Origin of the sequence: Pseudomonas sp. Eqa60 (assembly GCF_018326405.1) — a bacterium.
Taxonomy (GTDB): Bacteria; Pseudomonadota; Gammaproteobacteria; order Pseudomonadales; family Pseudomonadaceae; genus Aquipseudomonas; species Aquipseudomonas protegens.
The window spans coordinates 4,088,865-4,104,417 of the sequence record NZ_AP024342.1 but is presented as its reverse complement, the minus strand read 5'-3'; the positions used below and the strand labels follow the sequence as shown (position 1 = coordinate 4,104,417).

11 protein-coding genes are annotated in these 15,553 nt (G+C 64.5%); 3 read left to right on the top strand and 8 right to left on the bottom strand.

Features of this window, described 5'->3' with window-relative positions; translation table 11 throughout:
- Positions 1 to 31: 31 nt before the first annotated feature.
- Together KI242_RS18575 and KI242_RS18570 are read left to right on the top strand one after the other, a co-directional pair.
- On the top strand, positions 32 to 655 hold the full coding sequence (locus KI242_RS18575) for a phosphatase PAP2 family protein (RefSeq protein ID WP_053152341.1): 624 nt from the start codon (positions 32 to 34) through the stop codon (positions 653 to 655).
- On the top strand, positions 642 to 1,607 hold the full coding sequence (locus KI242_RS18570) for a fatty acid desaturase family protein (protein WP_123430578.1): 966 nt from the start codon (positions 642 to 644) through the stop codon (positions 1,605 to 1,607). The genes KI242_RS18575 and KI242_RS18570 overlap by 14 nt, the downstream gene beginning before the upstream one ends.
- A gap of 55 nt (positions 1,608 to 1,662) precedes the next feature.
- On the opposite strand, the gene KI242_RS18565 is transcribed toward KI242_RS18570, so the two are convergent.
- The 3 genes from KI242_RS18565 to KI242_RS18555 all read right to left on the bottom strand — a co-directional run bounded on the left by KI242_RS18565 (position 1,663) and on the right by KI242_RS18555 (position 5,975).
- The gene (locus KI242_RS18565; RefSeq protein ID WP_123430579.1) at positions 1,663 to 3,402 is read right to left on the bottom strand and encodes a dipeptidase; all 1,740 of its coding nucleotides are present in this window, start codon (positions 3,400 to 3,402) and stop codon (positions 1,663 to 1,665) included.
- A gap of 200 nt (positions 3,403 to 3,602) precedes the next feature.
- Positions 3,603 to 4,847, bottom strand: coding sequence for a saccharopine dehydrogenase family protein (locus KI242_RS18560; protein WP_161467008.1), 1,245 nt, complete (start codon positions 4,845 to 4,847; stop codon positions 3,603 to 3,605).
- Positions 4,848 to 4,877: 30 nt separating this feature from the next.
- Positions 4,878 to 5,975 (bottom strand): carboxynorspermidine decarboxylase, encoded by a 1,098-nt coding sequence (locus KI242_RS18555; RefSeq protein WP_011061817.1) that lies wholly within the window; start codon positions 5,973 to 5,975, stop codon positions 4,878 to 4,880.
- Between the two features lie 242 nt (positions 5,976 to 6,217).
- Between KI242_RS18555 and KI242_RS18550 the strand changes: the two genes are divergently transcribed.
- Positions 6,218 to 8,146: a PAS domain-containing sensor histidine kinase gene (locus tag KI242_RS18550; RefSeq protein WP_212805421.1), complete on the top strand. Its 1,929-nt coding sequence runs from the start codon at positions 6,218 to 6,220 to the stop codon at positions 8,144 to 8,146.
- Positions 8,147 to 8,175: 29 nt separating this feature from the next.
- Here the strand turns inward: KI242_RS18550 and KI242_RS18545 are convergent, their stop codons facing one another.
- From KI242_RS18545 to KI242_RS18525, 5 genes are all read right to left on the bottom strand, one after another.
- Entirely contained in the window at positions 8,176 to 9,615 is a 1,440-nt protein-coding gene (locus KI242_RS18545) for an amidase (RefSeq protein ID WP_212805420.1), read from the bottom strand.
- 88 nt (positions 9,616 to 9,703) lie between these two features.
- Positions 9,704 to 10,876, bottom strand: coding sequence for an amidohydrolase (locus KI242_RS18540; protein WP_212805419.1), 1,173 nt, complete (start codon positions 10,874 to 10,876; stop codon positions 9,704 to 9,706).
- Between the two features lie 50 nt (positions 10,877 to 10,926).
- On the bottom strand, positions 10,927 to 12,231 hold the full coding sequence (locus tag KI242_RS18535) for an MFS transporter (protein WP_015635991.1): 1,305 nt from the start codon (positions 12,229 to 12,231) through the stop codon (positions 10,927 to 10,929).
- 110 nt (positions 12,232 to 12,341) lie between these two features.
- Positions 12,342 to 13,703, bottom strand: coding sequence for a DUF1329 domain-containing protein (locus tag KI242_RS18530; RefSeq protein WP_212805418.1), 1,362 nt, complete (start codon positions 13,701 to 13,703; stop codon positions 12,342 to 12,344).
- A 34-nt stretch (positions 13,704 to 13,737) separates the two neighbouring features.
- Complete coding sequence (locus tag KI242_RS18525; RefSeq protein WP_015635989.1) at positions 13,738 to 15,489, bottom strand: DUF1302 domain-containing protein; 1,752 nt, start codon at positions 15,487 to 15,489, stop codon at positions 13,738 to 13,740.
- Between the last annotated feature and the right edge of the window lie 64 nt (positions 15,490 to 15,553).

The following is a 15,553-nucleotide window of genomic DNA, read 5'->3' as shown; positions in this document are numbered from 1 at the left end:
ACCGCTCCATGCCCGCACCGGGCCAGCAGCCATGACCGGCACCTTGCAGCGCCTGATAGCCGCCGCCAACCTTCGGCAGGCCCTGGCTGCGGTGTTCGCCCTGCTGTTGGGGCTGGGCGCGTTCATGGGGCTGCAGCGCCTGGTGACGCCGCGCTACAACTGGGTCACGCCATTGGATGAGCTGATCCCCTTTATCGCCCAGTCCTGGTTCGTCTATGTGCTGTTCTTTCCCTTTGTGCTGCTGGCGGCGGCCTATGCCAGCCAGGAGGGCTTCAGGGCCCTGCGCAACGCCACCGGCATGGCCTTCGCCGTTGGGCTGCTGTGCTTCTGGCTGTTCCCCGAATATGTGCCGAGGCCGGATATCGCCGCCCTCGACAATGGCTTCCTGCAACAGCGGCTGGGCCGGATGTGGCAGCTGGACCTGGCCTGCAACGGTTTTCCCAGCCTGCATGTGGCAGTGACCTGCCTGGCCTGTCGCGCGCTCTGGCGCCGCCCTTGCAAAGAGCTGAGCGCTGTCATCGGCCTGCTGATCTGCCTCTCGACCCTGACCCTCAAGCAGCACACGCTGATCGATGTGGCGGGCGGCCTGTTCCTGGCCCTGGCCTGTGCCCTGGCCACCCAACGACAAGGAAACCCTGCCCGTGTCCCAGCCTGAACCCCGTGCCGGAGAGAATCGGGCCCTGCGTGCCTTTGCCCCCGACGCCGGGCTGTTCCTGCTCAAGCCCTGGATCGGTGGCCTGGCGCTGCTGGCCGACTGGGGGCTGATCGCCGCCGCATTCGCCTGCGCCGCGCTCTGGCCGCACCCCGTCATCTACCTGCTGGCCGCGCTGCTGATCGCCCGCAGCCAGTTGGCGCTGGCGGTGCTGATGCACGAGAGCGCCCACGGCCTGCTGCTGCGCGGGCAGAAAGCCAATGATCGGCTGGGCCAGTGGCTGGCCGCCGGCCCGCTGTTCCTGTCCCTCTGCACCTACCGCGCCGGCCACCTCAAGCATCACCTGCATCCGATGGAGCATGACGACCCGGTGGTGGCGGTCTTCGGCCTGGGGGATTACCCCTTGCCCCGGGGCAAGCTGGCCCTGCGCCTGCTGGCGGACCTGTGCGGGGCGGGCTACTTCATCAGTGCCTTGAGGTTCGCCCGGGGTGACTACCGCGCGATCATGCCCCGGGTCGACAAGTCGCCGCGCCAGGCCCTGGCGGAAGTGCTGTCCATGCTGGTCAGCAACGGCCTGCTGTTCGGCCTGCTGGCCTGGAGCGGCCACCCCTGGCTGTACCTGGGGTTGTGGCTGTTGCCGGCGATTACCCTGCTGCCCTTGCTGGGCCGGGTGCGAGCCATCATGGAGCATGCCGGCCTGCCGGCTGCCGCCGACCAGAGCCGCAACGCCCGCAGCATCGTGCGGCCCAGCGTGCAGACCTTCCTGTTCGGCCCCCACGCCATCCACTACCACATCGAGCATCACCTCTATGTGCGTGTGCCGTTCTACCACCTGGGCGGCCTGCACCGGCAACTGGCCACGGCGCAGTTGCTGCCCGAGGGCAACCTCTACCAGGGGTATGGCGGGGTACTGCGAGATGTCAGCGACCCCGACTGGACGTCAGCGGCGCGCTGAGGCGTGGAGGAAGGGGAGAACGGGCCCGCCATGGGTGGCGGGCCCGTGAGGGCGGTCAGAGCTTGGGCAACTGGCCGATGCGGCCGACCATCTCGGTGACGATCTGCAGGTCCAGGAGGAACTGCTCCACGGTCTTGAACTCGTTGTCGGTGTGGCCGGTGTACTTGACCTCGGGCCGCGCCAGGCCGAACTGCACGCCGTTGGGCAACTCGTGCACCGAGGTGGCGCCGGCGGAGGTGCCGAACTTGTGCGCCATGCCCAGGTTCTCGCTGGCCACCGCCAGCAGTGCCTTGACCCATTCACCCTCGGGGTTGCGGTACATAGGTTCGGCGATCTTGGTGTCGATGTTCACCGCTACCTGGGTCTTCTTGCTCCAGGCCGCCAGCTTGTCGGTGATTTCGCCCTTCAGCACTTGCGGGGTCTTGCCCTTGGGCACCCGCAGGTTGACCGCCAGCTTGAAGGTCTTGTCATCCACGCTGACCTGGGTCAGGGAGGTAGTCAGCGGCCCCATGAAGTCGTCGGAGAAGCCGATACCCAGCTTGTTGCCCAGGTAGTCCAGGCCCCAGTTGTCGGCGGCGTAGCGGGCACCATCGGTGAAGGCGTTGTGCTTGAAGGCGATCTTGCCGTCCTGGCTGTTGATGAAGTCCAGCATCCGCGCCACCGGGTTGACCCCGGACTCGGGCTCGGAGGAGTGGGCCGAGACGCCGGTGACCGTCAGTTGCACATCCTTGCCCACCACCTTGGCCGCGACCTGGAAGTTGCCGCCGTGCTGCTTGGCATATTCGGCGCCGGCCTTTTGCAGGCTGGCGGCCAGTTCCGCGGGCTGCTCGGTGACCAGGGTGGCTACCGAGGTCGAGGGGATCTGGTTGGTGGCCAGGCCACCGGTGAGGTGGGTGATCTCCGCCCCTTTGCCCTCGGCGGCGCGCCGGGCGAAGCTGGCCATCACCGTGCCGTAGCCTTTCTCGGCGATCACCACCGGGTAGCCGCCGTCCAGCGCCAGGTTGTAGTTGGGCGTCGGGTTGTGTTCGAAGTAGTAGGGAATGGCATCGCCGCTGGTTTCCTCGGTGGTGTCCACCAGCAGCTTGAAGTTGCGCGCCAGGGGCAGCTTCTCTTCCTTGATGATCTTCATCGCGTAGAGCGCTACCACGATGCCGTTCTTGTCGTCCTCGGTGCCGCGGCCGTACATGCGGTCGCCGATCAGGGTGACCTTGAACGGGTCGAGGCGGGTGCCGTCTTCGAGCACCCAGTTTTCCGGGGTCACCGGTACCACGTCGGCGTGGGCGTGGATGCCGACGACTTCATCGCCGCTGCCTTCCAGGGAGATCTCGTAGACCCGGTTGTCGATGTTGCGAAAGTTCAGGTTGAAGGCCTTGGCCAGGTCCTGGATCTTGGCGGCGATCTTGAGGAACTCGGGGTTCTTGTACTGCGGCACGCCGTCGATGTTGAAGGTGGGGATGGCCACCAGCTCGCGCAGGGTTTCGGTGGCGGCCTTGCCGTACTTGATCCGGGCGTAGAGGCCCAGCAGGCGGTGGATCTCGTTCTGCTGTTCGGCGTTCAGGGTCTTGTTGGCCAGGAAGGCCTCGATGGTCGGGGCGAGCTGGTCGCTCTTGGCCAGCGGGCTCTTGGCCAGGGTGCCGAGGAACTGGCGGAAATCCGTGACCGTGGCGTCATTGAAGGTCTTGAGGATGGCTGCGCTTTGTTGCGGGGTAATGTTGGCCTGGGCGATCGAGGTGTAGGACGACAGGCTGGCGAGCATCAGGGTGGCCGCAGCCAGGTGCTTGAGAGAAAAATCCATTGCGGAGGGCATTCCTTTGCAGGGGGTAAGGATTATCTGAGCTGTTAGTCAGAAACCTTGCCAAGCTAACACTGCGAAGGAGCAGGGCGGGAGCCCCTGAAGTGGGATCTGTCGCACAGAAACGCAAAAGCGACGCACAAACGAAACATTCATCCAGGCAGGAGGCGCCTGCATCGGCGCCTCCTGTCGTGGCTAGTGCATCAAGCCTTGGCGTCCCATGGGCGGTCGCCCTGTTCGTCCTTGATGCGGGTCGGCAGGCCCATCAGGTCCAGCGCCTTGAGGAACGGCTTGGCCGGCAGTTCCTCGACGTTGGCCATGCGCTGCACGTCCCACTCGCCACGGGCCACCAGCAGGGCGGCGGCCACGGGCGGTACGCCGGCGGTGTAGGAAATGCCCTGGCTGTCGGTCTCGGCGTAGGCTTCTTCGTGGTCGGCCACGTTGTAGATGAAGACTTCGCGCGGCTGGCCATTCTTGCTGCCCTTGACCAGGTCACCGATGCAGGTCTTGCCGGTGTAGCCCGGGGCCAGGGAGGCCGGGTCAGGCAGCACGGCCTTGACCACTTTGAGCGGCACCACTTCCAGGCCTTCGGCGGTCTTCACCGGTTGCTCGGAGAGCAGGCCCAGGTTGCGCAGCACGGTGAACACATTGATGTAGTGCTCGCCGAAGCTCATCCAGAACCGCACGTTGGGCACGTCGAGGTTCTTCGACAGCGAGTGCACTTCATCGTGGCCGGTCAGGTACAGGTTTTGCGAACCGACCACAGGCAGGTCGTCGGTACGCTTGACTTCGAACATGGTGTGGCTGGTCCACTGGCTGTCCTGCCAGCTCCACACCTGCCCGGTGAATTCGCGGAAGTTGATTTCCGGGTCGAAATTGGTGGCGAAATATTTGCCGTGGGAACCGGCATTGACGTCGAGAATGTCGATCGAGTCGATGCGGTCGAAATGTTCCTGCTGGGCCAGGGCCGCATAGGCGTTGACCACGCCCGGGTCGAAGCCGACGCCGAGGATCGCGGTGATGTTCTTCTGCTGGCACTCTTCGAGATGCTTCCACTCGTAGTTGCCGTACCAGGGCGGGGTCTCGCAGATCTTGCCCGGTTCTTCGTGGATCGCGGTGTCCAGGTAGGCCACACCGGTATCGATGCAGGCACGCAGCACCGACATGTTGAGGAAGGCGGAACCGACGTTGATGACGATCTGCGACTCGGTCTCGCGGATCAGCGCCTTGGTTGCCTCGATGTCCAGCGCGTTGAGCGCATAGGCTTTTATTTCAGCGGGCTGTTTGAGGCTGCCCTTGGCCTTGACGCTGTCGATGATGGCCTGGCATTTGGAGATGTTGCGCGACGCGATAGCAATACGACCGAGTTCGTCGTTGTGCTGCGCGCACTTGTGGGCCACCACCTTGGCGACACCTCCTGCACCAATGATAAGAACATTCTTCTTCAATTTATTTACTTCTCCTCGTGACCTGTCCGCTCAGGAAAGGCTGGACAGGTAGTCTTCGAAACCAAACTCGCGTACCACCTCGATGCTGCCATCGAGTTGTTTCACGACAATGGACGGCATTTTCAGACCGTTGAACCAGTTTTTCTTGACCATGGTGTAACCCGCCGCATCAATGAACGACAGTCGATCGCCGATGGCCAGCGGACGATCAAATTGGTATTCGCCGAAGATATCCCCGGCCAGGCAGGACTTGCCGCACACCATGTAGGTATGTTCGCCCGCGCTTGGTGACAGCTTGGCGTTCAGGCGATAGATCAGCAGGTCGAGCATGTGGGCTTCGATGGAGCTGTCCACCACGGCCAGGTGCTTGCCGTTGTACAGGGTGTCGAGCACGGTCACTTCCAGGGAGGCGCTCTGGGTGATCGCCGCTTCGCCCGGCTCCAGGTAGACCTGCACGCCGTACTTCTGGGAGAAAGCCTTGAGGCGCGCACAGAAGGCGTCCAGGGCGTAGTCCTCGCCGGTGAAGTGGATGCCGCCGCCGAGGCTGACCCACTCGACCTTGTGCAGCAGGTGGCCGAAGCGTTCCTCGATGGTGGTCAGCATCTGGTCGAACAGGCCGAAGTCGCCGTTCTCGCAGTTGTTGTGGAACATGAAGCCGGAGATCTGCTCGATGACCTGCTCGATCTTGGCCGGGTCCCACTCGCCCAGGCGGCTGAACGGGCGCGCCGGGTCGGCCAGCAGGTAGTCCGAACTGCTCACCTGGGGGTTGACCCGCAGGCCGCGCACCTTGCCCGCGCTGGCGTCGGCAAAGCGCTGCAGCTGGCTGATGGAGTTGAAGATGATCTTGTCGCAGTTGGCGAGCATCTCCTCGATTTCGTCGTCGGCCCAGGCCACGCTGTAGGCGTGGGTCTCGCCTTCGAACTTCTGCCGGCCGAGCTTGAGCTCGTAGAGCGACGAGGAGGTGGTGCCGTCCATGTACTGCTGCATCAGGTCGAACACCGACCAGGTGGCGAAGCACTTGAGGGCCAGCAGGGCCTTGGCGCCGGACTGCTCGCGCACGTAGGCGATCTTCTGCATGTTGCTCAAAAGCTTCTGCTTGTCGATGAGGTAGTACGGCGTCTTGATCATTTCAGGGTCTCCGGCAGGGCCAGCCAAAAAGGTACGCATTGTGCCCGCAGTGCCACTAGATCGAAAGCTCGGAAATATATTTTCCACGGTCAACCGTCTGTCCCTTGCGTTGTCGAGCCAGGCATGCGATTCCACACAGACAGCTGCAGGCGGTGCACACTGGCCCGAGCCCAGGTCGATGAATGCTGCGGCGCTGCAACGTTTCGCCGATTCGATGAAAAAAATACCCGACGGAAACTGCCATGCCTGATCTGCCCGAGCCGTACCACCCTCTTACTGACGATCGCTTCCGCCTGCTGGTCGATGCGGTGGTGGACTACGCGATCTACATGCTCGACGCCCAGGGCCGGGTCGCCAGTTGGAACAGCGGTGCCCGGCGCTTCAAGGGCTACCGGGAGGAGGAAGTGCTGGGCCGGCACTTTTCCTGCTTCTATACCCCCGAGGATCGCCAGGCCGGTTTGCCCCAGAGGGCGCTGGACAGTGCCGCGCAGTGCGGGCGTTTCGAAGGCGAGGGCTGGCGCCTGCGCAAGGATGGCACGCGGTTCTGGTGCCATGTGGTGATCGACCCGATCCGCGACAGCGCCGGCGGGCTGATCGGCTTTGCCAAGGTCACCCGGGACATGACCGAGCAGCGGGCCGCCGAGCAGACCCTGAAACAGAGCGAACAGCAGTTCCGCCTGCTGGTGCAGAGTGTGACCGACTACGCGATCTACATGCTCGATGCCCAGGGCCGGGTCAGCAGCTGGAACCTGGGGGCGCAACGGATCAAGGGCTATGCCCCAGAGGAAGTCATCGGCCAGCACTTTTCACTGTTCTATACCGCCGAGGACCGGGCCAGCGACGAGCCGCGCAAGGCCCTGGAAGCCGCCGCCCGCGAAGGCCGTTTCGAGAAGCAGGGCTGGCGCCTGCGCAAGGACGGTACGCGGTTCCTGGCCCATGTGATTGTCGACCCGATCCGCGCCGACTCCGGGGCCATCATCGGTTTCGCCAAGATCACCCGCGACATCACCGAGGTGGTCCAGGCGCAGAAGGAACTGGAGGTCGCCCGCGAAGCGCTGTTCCAGTCGCAGAAGCTCCAGGCCATCGGCCAGCTCAGCGGCGGCATCGCCCATGACTTCAACAACCTGCTGACGGTGATCCGCGGCAACCTGGAGCTGCTGCACAAACGGGTCGGCGATGACCCCAGGCTGCGGCGCCTGCTGGACAACGCGCTGCAGGGCACCGAGCGCGGCGTGACCCTGACCCAGCGCATGCTGGCCTTCGCCCGGCGCCAGGAGTTGAAATCCCAGGCCCTGGACCTGGGCCAACTGGTGGCCAGCCTCAGCGGCCTGCTGTGCAGTTCGGTGGGGCCCAGGATTGCCCTGCGGGTGGAGATGGCGCCGGACCTGCCGGCGGTGCAGGCTGATCTCAACCAGCTGGAACTGGCGCTGCTGAACCTGGTGAGCAATGCCCGGGATGCGATGCCCGAGGGCGGTTCGATCCTGATCGAGGCGCAATTGCGCGGGGCCACGGGCAACCTGGCCCGGGGGCAGTACGTCTGCCTGGCGGTGGTCGACGATGGCCAGGGCATGGACGAACAGACCCTGGCCTGCGCCGCCGATCCGTTCTTCACCACCAAGGGCCTGGGCAAGGGCACCGGCCTGGGCCTGTCGATGGTCCACGGCCTGGCCGAGCAACTGGGCGGGCGCCTGGTGCTCCAGAGCCGCCTGGGCCAGGGCACCCGCGCCGAGCTGTGGCTGCCCCTGGCGAGCGCGGCCAAGGGGTCGCCGGGCAGTGAGGCCATGCCGGCCCCGGGCCCGGACCACCCGCCGCTGTGCGTGCTGCTGGTGGATGACGACAGCCTGGTCCTGGACAGCACCACGCTGCTGCTGGAGGACCTGGGCCATCGAGTCATCCGCGCCGCCAGCGGGGCCCAGGCGCTGCAGTGTCTTGAGCAGCACCGGGACATCCAGCTGATGATCAGCGACATGGCCATGCCACACATGGATGGCCGCCAGTTGGCCGAAGCGGTGCGGCGCCTGCACCCGCAGTTGCCGATCATCCTGGCCAGCGGTTATGCCCAGCGCCAGGACGGCCCGGTGCCGGAGCTGCCACGGATCTTCAAGCCCTTCAGCCAGGCGCAGTTGAGGGACGCCCTGGCCCAGGTCCTGGCGCAGTCTGCGGCGGGCTGACTGCGGCGCACGGCAAGAGGGTGCAAACCCTACACCGGCGACACCTGCTGGGCCATGGCCGCGCCGGTCATGGGGGCCTGTGGAAAGGGCGCGGGAAATGCACGCTCGTAAGCCCGGCATACTCGCAGCACCTGATCGTCGGCAAATCGCGCGCCAACCACCTGCAGGCCGATGGGCAATCCCGCCTCCGAGAACCCGCAGGGCAATGAGGCAGCAGGTTGCTGGGTCAGGTTGAAGGGGTAGCTGAAAGGCGACCACTTCATCCAGTCATCAATTGCGCTGCCGGGCGGGGTGTCGTGGCCGGCCTCGAACGCGGTGATCGGCAGCATCGGGCAGACCAGCAGGTCGTAGCGGCTGTGAAACATGTTCATGTGGGCCATCAAGGCCGCCCGGGCTTCCTGGGCCGCGGTGAAGTCGGCGAGGGTGGTGTGGCGGCATTCTTCGGTAAAGCGCAACAGGCCCGGATCGAGCATGGCTTTCTGGGCCGTGCTCAGTTGCCGGGCCAGCGTCTGTGCGCCGGCGTAGATCACGCTCTTGAACAGTTGCAGGGGGTCGTCGAATCCCGGGTCGACCGCTTCGACGATCGCCCCCAGTTGTTCCAGCCGCGCCACGGCCTGCGCCACCTGGCGAGCGACCTGCGGATCAACCTGCACATAGCCGAAGTCTGCGCTGTAGGCGATGCGCAGGCCGTTGAGGTGGGTGCTGTCGGGCAGCCACGGGGTGTGTCGCGGGGCTCCCATCAGCGCGTCCCGCGGGTCGGGGCGGGCGATGGCCTGCAGGAGCAGCACGGCGTCTTCCACGGTGCGGGTCATGGGGCCCAGGTGAGACACCAGGGTCGTCGCGCTGGCCGGGTACTGGGGGATGTAGCCAAAGGTGGGCTTGAAGCCGAAAGTGCCGGTAAAGCTGGCGGGGATGCGGATCGAGCCTCCGGCATCGCTGCCCTGATGCAGCACGCCCAGATTGAGCGCCGCGGCCACCGCTGCGCCGCCGGAGGAACCGCCGCAGGTCATGCGGGTGTCCCAGGGGTTGCGGGTGATGCCGTAGAGCGGGCTGTCGGTCACGCCTTTCCAGCCGAACTCCGGGCTGGTGGTCTTGCCCAGCACCACGGCGCCGGCCTCCCGCATGAAAGTGGTGACGGGCGCGTCGACGTCCCAGGGGCCTTGCGCGCCAATCGTCAGTGATGCCTTGCGCGATGGCATGCCCCCGGTCGGGGTCAGTTCCTTGATCGATGTCGGCAGGCCGTCGAGGGCGCCGCAGGGCTGGCCCTTCATCCAGCGCTTTTCAGCTTCGCGTGCGGTGTTCAGCGCGCCTTCGGGATCGGTGTAGCAAAAGGCATTGACCCGCGGGTTGAAGCGCTCGATGCGGGCCAGTGCGTCCTGGGTGACCTCCACGGGAGACAGCTGCTTGTCACGGTAATGACCGAGCAGCTCGATGGCGCTCATGTCGGCGATGGCGGTAGCGTTTGGCATGGCAGTGTCCTGATAGGCGGGTGCAGGGCTGGCCTGCACAAGACAGTGTGTGGGCGCCCAGCTCGGGGCACCCCGAGAACCAAGCGCCTCAGCGCAAGTAGCCTTCGACCAGTTCCACCCAGCACGCTGCGCCCAGGGGAATCAATTGATCGTTGAAGTCGTAGTGATCGTTGTGCACCGAGCAGCCGTTGAACTCCCCGGTGCCGTTGCCCAGGCCGAAATAGCAGCCGGGCACTTCATCCAGCATCCAGGCAAAATCCTCACTGCCCATGGCCCTGAATGACACTTGCTCCACCACGTTCTCGTTGCCCAGGGCCTTGCGCGCGGCGTCGAGCATCTGTTGCGTCTCGGCGACGGTGTTCACCAGGACCGGGGCCAGCAACTGATAGTCGATCTCGGCGGTGACCCCGAATGCTGCGGCCTGGCCCTCGACGATGGTGCGGATCCGCTGCTCGACCTGTTGGCGGATCGCCGGGTCAACCGTGCGCACGCTGAGTTCCAGCATGGCCGATTCGGGAATGATGTTGGTGGCGGTTCCGGCCTGTACCTTGCCGATACTGATCACCACCGCATCGTTGGCGCTGATGTTGCGCGAGACCACGGTTTGCAGGGCACTGATGATGCCGGCCAGGGCCGGGATCGGATCGACGGCGCGCTCCGGCACGGCGCCGTGTCCGCCTTTGCCGGTCAGGGTAATGCCGACCCGCTCGGACGAGGCCATGACCCCGCCGCTCTTGATGATCGCGTAGCCCACGGGAAACCCCGGCATGTTGTGGAAGGCGTACACCGCATCGCAGGGGAAGCGCCGGAACAGCCCGTCGGCCATCATGCTCCTGGCGCCGGTCAGGCCTTCTTCATCCGGTTGGAAGATCAGGTTCAGCGTGCCGTCGAACTCGCCGTGCAGGGCCAGTTGTTCGGCCGCCGCCAGCAGGGTGGCGGTGTGGCCGTCATGACCACAGGCGTGCATCACCCCGGCGCGTTGGCTGGCCCAGGGCAAGCCGTTGCGCTCGATGATCGGCAGGGCATCCATGTCCGCCCGCAGGCCCAGGGTCCTGGAGCCCGAGCCGCGACGCAGGACGCCGACCACGCCATGGCCGCCCACCCCGGTGTGGACTTCATAACCCCAGCCTTCGAGCAGGCCGGTGACCAGGGCTGCGGTGTCCAGGGTGTCTTCACCCAGCTCCGGATGGGCGTGGATGTTGCGCCTGATCTTCAGGAAGCGCTCGGTGCTGGCTTGCAGTCGGTCTTGCAGAGAGGTCATGTTCACAACGGATTCCTTGTTCCAGGTAGAGGGGCAGTTGCAGGTCGGATTCAGGGACGGCCGGGATATTCCGGGTAGAAACGCAGGGCCACGCCACTGAGCACGATGGCGCTGCACAGATACCAGGCAGGTACCAGCGGGCTTGCGGTCACGGCGATCAGCCAGGTCACGATCAGCGGCGAGAACCCCCCGAACAGGGTGACCCCGAAGCTGTAGACGATCGACAGCCCGGTGACTCGCTCGTCACGGGCGAAGGCTTCCATCAGCAGCGCCAGGCCGGCGCCGCCGCTGATGGCCATCGGCAGGATCAGCATCGACACCGCCACCAGGCAGAGCAGGGTGCTTTGCAGGCCCAGCAGCATGAAGGCCGGGTAGGTCAGGATGATCTGCAGCCCGCACAGCCAGTACAGCAAGGGCTTGCGCCGTGGCATGCGGTCAGCCCATCGCGAGGCCAGCGGGGGAACGACCGTCAGCAGGACGCAAGCGAAGGCCACCAGCGAAAAGGCGAAGCTGCTGGAGTAGTGCAAGGTCCGGGTGAGGTAGGTCGGCATGTAGAACACCACCATGTAGGAGGTGACCGTCGAACTGGCCATGAGCAATATGCCCAGCCCCAGGGTGCGCGCGTGCTTGCGCAACAGGTCGCGAAACGGCGTCGGGTTCTCCGGGTTCTGGTGGGTTTCATCCAGGTGCTTGCGGATGTACCAGCCCACCGGGCCTATCAGCAGGCCGATGATGAACGGAACGCGCCAGCCCCAGCTGTGCAGCGCCTGCTCCGACAGAACACTGGTCAGCGCCAACCCGGAAAGCGCCCCGAGCAGGGCGGCAGCGCCCTGGCTCGCGCCTTGCCAGCAGACCATGAAGCAGCGGTTGTCGGTGCGCCCGGACTCCATCAGGAAGGCCGACGCGGCGCCAACCTCACCGCCCGCGGAAAAGCCCTGCAGCATCCGCCCCAGCACCAGCATGATGGTGGCGAAGATCCCGATGCTGGAATAGGTGGGGGTAAAGGCAATGATGCCCGTGCCGATGGTCATCAAGGCAATGGTCAGCGACAGCGCCTGCTTGCGGCCGTAGCGGTCGGCCACCCGGCCAATCAGTACCGCCCCTAGCGGGCGGACGACAAAACCCAGGGCGAAGGTCACCAGCGACATCATCAGCGATGCCAATGGGGAGTCGGAGGGGAAGAACAGCTGGCCGATGATCACCGCGAAAAAGCTGTAGACGGTGAAGTCGTACATCTCCAGCGCATTGCCCAGGGAGGAGGCGACGACCACCCGGCGCATGTTGCCGCGGGGTATTGCCGGTGCTGTGCTCGGCGCGTATTGAAGCGGTAGCGAAGGAGCGGGGGTGCTTTTCATGGCATTTTCCAAAGAGTGGCGGTTGGCACAGAGGCTGTGCCCACCGCCAGTACGAGGTCCTGGCGCCCCCTCGGCGAAGGCGCTGTTGTTCGAGCCGTCGTGACCCGAGTTCAGCGCACCCCACTCTGGCGCAAGGCGTTGGGCGTGAACTCGGCCTCCAGCGCCTTGACGCCGAACTGATAGTTGCTCTTCTCTTCGTTCTTCAGGCCCAGCACCAGGTAGCGGCCGCTGACCATGTCATTCAGGGTCTCGGCGGTGTACCAGGGCACCTGGCTGTTGTAGTAGGAAAGCTGGTGGGCTTCGGCAACCCGCCACAGGGTATTGCGCCCGTCGTAGTGATCGATGACCGCGGCCTGCCAGGAGTCCTCGTCGATGTAGAAATCGCGCTTGGCATACACATGGCGCTGGCCGGGTTTCAAGGTCGCGACCACGTGCCACACACGGTGCAGTTCATAGCGCGCCAGATCCTGGTTGATGTGCCCGGCCTTGGTGATCTCGGCGTACTTGAGCGTGGGCGAATCGAGCTTGTAACTGTTGTAGGGGATGTACAGTTCCTGCTTGCCCACCAGTTGCCAGTCATAGCGATCCGGCGCGCCGTTGAACATGTCGTAGTTGTCCACCACGCGCTGGCCGTCGGTACTGGCGGCCGGCCCGTCGTAGGCCACCTGCGGGGCCCGCCGCACACGGCGCTGGCCGGCGTTGTAGATCCAGGCCTGGCGAGGTTCCTTGACCTGATCGAGGGTCTCGTGAACCAGTTCCACGTTGCCGGCCAGGCGCGCGGGCGCGACCACGGTCTGCTTGTTGTAGAACAGCACGTTGCTCGGCTTGGCCGGATCGTAGTCGGTGAGGCTCTCGCGCAACACGTACTGGTGGGCAAAGGTCACGGGTGTGCCGTTGCCCTGGACATCCGGCACGATCTGCACCATCTGGCGCTTCACGCTGTCACCGCGATAACGGGTGATGTGGTTCCAGATCACCTCCAGCCCATTCCCGGGAATCGGAAACGGATAGGCCTTGGTGAAGTGCTCCAGGCCGTTACCGCCGGCAACCAGGGTGGTGTTCAGGGCGTTCTTGCGGGCCGCCTCGACGATGCTCGGCGGTACGTTGGCGCTGCGGTGAGTGGGGTAGACGTTCATCCGGTAATCGGGGTAGCGCTTGAACATCGCGACCTGGCCCGGGGACAGGCGGCTTTTGTACTGCTCGACGTTCTGCGCGGTAATGCAGAACAACGCATGTTCGCTGCCATAGGGGTCGGCGAGAAAACCGGCGCTGTCGACCGCCCCGGCATTCTTCGCCAGGCCGCCGGTCCAGGCCGGAATGGTGCCGTCGGCATTGCCGGCGCGCTCGGCACCCACCGGGGTCAGCGTGGTCTCGAGCTTGGCCGCCTCTTCGGGCGACACTGCGGCCATGGCCGACGTACAAAGCAGCAGCGACAACGCACTGCCGTGAAAAAACGACTTCGAAATGTTCATCGCACCCTGTCCTGTTCGATTGCTGATTGTGGATTCAAAAGCTCACGCCGAAGCTGAGGGCGACGAAGTCGCGATCAGTCGAAGTGTTGTAGGCGCCACCGAAGAAATCGGTGTAGGAAAGACTCGCCGAGTAGGTATTGCGAAGGTCGGCATCCAGGGCGAGGCTGATGGCCTTGCTGCCTTGGTTGAAGTTGGGGCCGTAGCCTTGCACGTCATGGGACCAGGACAGGCTGGGCTTGAGGTTCACCCCGGCGATCACGTTCTGATAGTCGAGGATGGCGCGGCCGCGATAACCCCAGGAATTGGCGCTGTAGAAGCCCTTGTTGTTGCAGTTCTGCGGGTTGACCGGGTTGGCCATCAGCGCGCAATTGCGGTTGTCGGGCAGTTCGCCGTTGCCGAAGATACTGTCCCGGCCGAAGCGCAAGGCGTTGCTGTTGATATCCCCCAGGTGGTTGTAGCCGATCTCGGTAATCAGGCTCAGGCGCTCGGCGGCCCAGACCTGGTCGATGAAATGGGTGAGGGTGATTTGCGCCTGGGTCACCGGCTTTCGCACATAACCGTGGAAGCTCTCGCCTGGCACTGGCTGCGCAAAGCCGCTGGTGAAGATCGGCGCACCGAGATCGGCCGCCATCGGGCCGGCGAGCGCGGCAATGGTCACGTCGCTGCCGTTGAGTGACAGCGGCATGTTCGGCCGGTAGCTCAGTTCGCCGGAAACCGCAGTGGTGCCCAGGGTGGTGGCAAAGCTCAGGCCATAGAGGCGGATGTCTTCCGGGTACTCGATGAAGTACTCGGCGCTCGATGCCCTGGTCCCAGGCTTAACCGCGAAGGGGGCCGTGCCGACCGTGCCACCGAGGAAAGGCGCGCGGCTGTGGTAGTTCAGGGCATACAGGCCGAACTCGGTGTTGTTCAGCGCCTCGACCTGCCAGCGCAGGGCCATCCCGAACTGGCCACTGTCCCGCGCGTCGCGGTCGCCACCCCGGGTGAAGTGATACTGGCCATTGGGGTCCCAGGGGGGCGAGAAACCCATGCGGGTATTGCATCCATCGGCCATCACGTCGGAGCCGAAAAAGGTCCCGCAATTGTCGACGACGGTCTGGTCCCATTCCAGTTGATAGAAAAATTCGGCAGAGAGGTTTTCGCTCAGCCCCTGGGACAAAAACAGCATGTTGACCGGAATCAGGCCTTCCTTGATTTCGGCTCCCGGGCGCCGGAAGGCAGCGACATCCGTCGGGTTGATCACGTTGATGCCATTGCCGATGAAGGTACTTTCCCCCCAACTGACCACCTGTTTGCCCAGGCGCGCATTGCCGGGCTGATCGGCGATGAAATAGTTGTGATAGACAAAGGCGTCCAGCAGCTGCGCGCCCGAGGACTTGGCGGCTTCCTTGCGATGCTCATCGCTGATCTGCACATAGCGCCGGCTCTCGTCCTTGAGCTCGAAGTCGTACCAGTACTTGCCCCGCAGGAATACTCCGCTGTCGCCGTAGCTGAGCTGCAGGTCGTGTACGCCCTTGAAGATCTTCGAGAAGGTTTCGCCCTTGCGAAAGTTCAGCCGGCCGTCGTCGGAGGATTGGCTTGAGGCGTGCCCTGCGTTCCACGTGCCGATGAAGGCCCGGTCCGGGTTGCGCAGTGCCCAGCTGGCGCCAATGGACAACGAAGAATCGAATTGCCCCTGGATCTCGCCGATGTCGAAGGTAGCGGCCTGGCCAGGTGCGCTGATGCTCAGTGCAAGTAGCGTTGGCAGGCCCAGTAAGCGGAATGGATCAAGCTGGAATTGGTGCGCCACAGAACTTCCCCATCGTTTTTTTTATTGGAGGCAGTACGTGTTGTCTGCCGGGCGATGCTGGTGG

Coding starts and splice junctions, on each gene's coding strand:
- KI242_RS18545 (WP_212805420.1), bottom strand. CDS start 9,615: ATGCCAAACGCTACCGCCATCGCCGACATGAGCGCCATCGAGCTGCTC.
- KI242_RS18530 (WP_212805418.1), bottom strand. CDS start 13,703: ATGAACATTTCGAAGTCGTTTTTTCACGGCAGTGCGTTGTCGCTGCTG.
- KI242_RS18535 (WP_015635991.1), bottom strand. CDS start 12,231: ATGAAAAGCACCCCCGCTCCTTCGCTACCGCTTCAATACGCGCCGAGC.
- KI242_RS18550 (WP_212805421.1), top strand. CDS start 6,218: ATGCCTGATCTGCCCGAGCCGTACCACCCTCTTACTGACGATCGCTTC.
- KI242_RS18565 (WP_123430579.1), bottom strand. CDS start 3,402: ATGGATTTTTCTCTCAAGCACCTGGCTGCGGCCACCCTGATGCTCGCC.
- KI242_RS18555 (WP_011061817.1), bottom strand. CDS start 5,975: ATGATCAAGACGCCGTACTACCTCATCGACAAGCAGAAGCTTTTGAGC.
- KI242_RS18540 (WP_212805419.1), bottom strand. CDS start 10,876: ATGACCTCTCTGCAAGACCGACTGCAAGCCAGCACCGAGCGCTTCCTG.
- KI242_RS18575 (WP_053152341.1), top strand. CDS start 32: ATGACCGGCACCTTGCAGCGCCTGATAGCCGCCGCCAACCTTCGGCAG.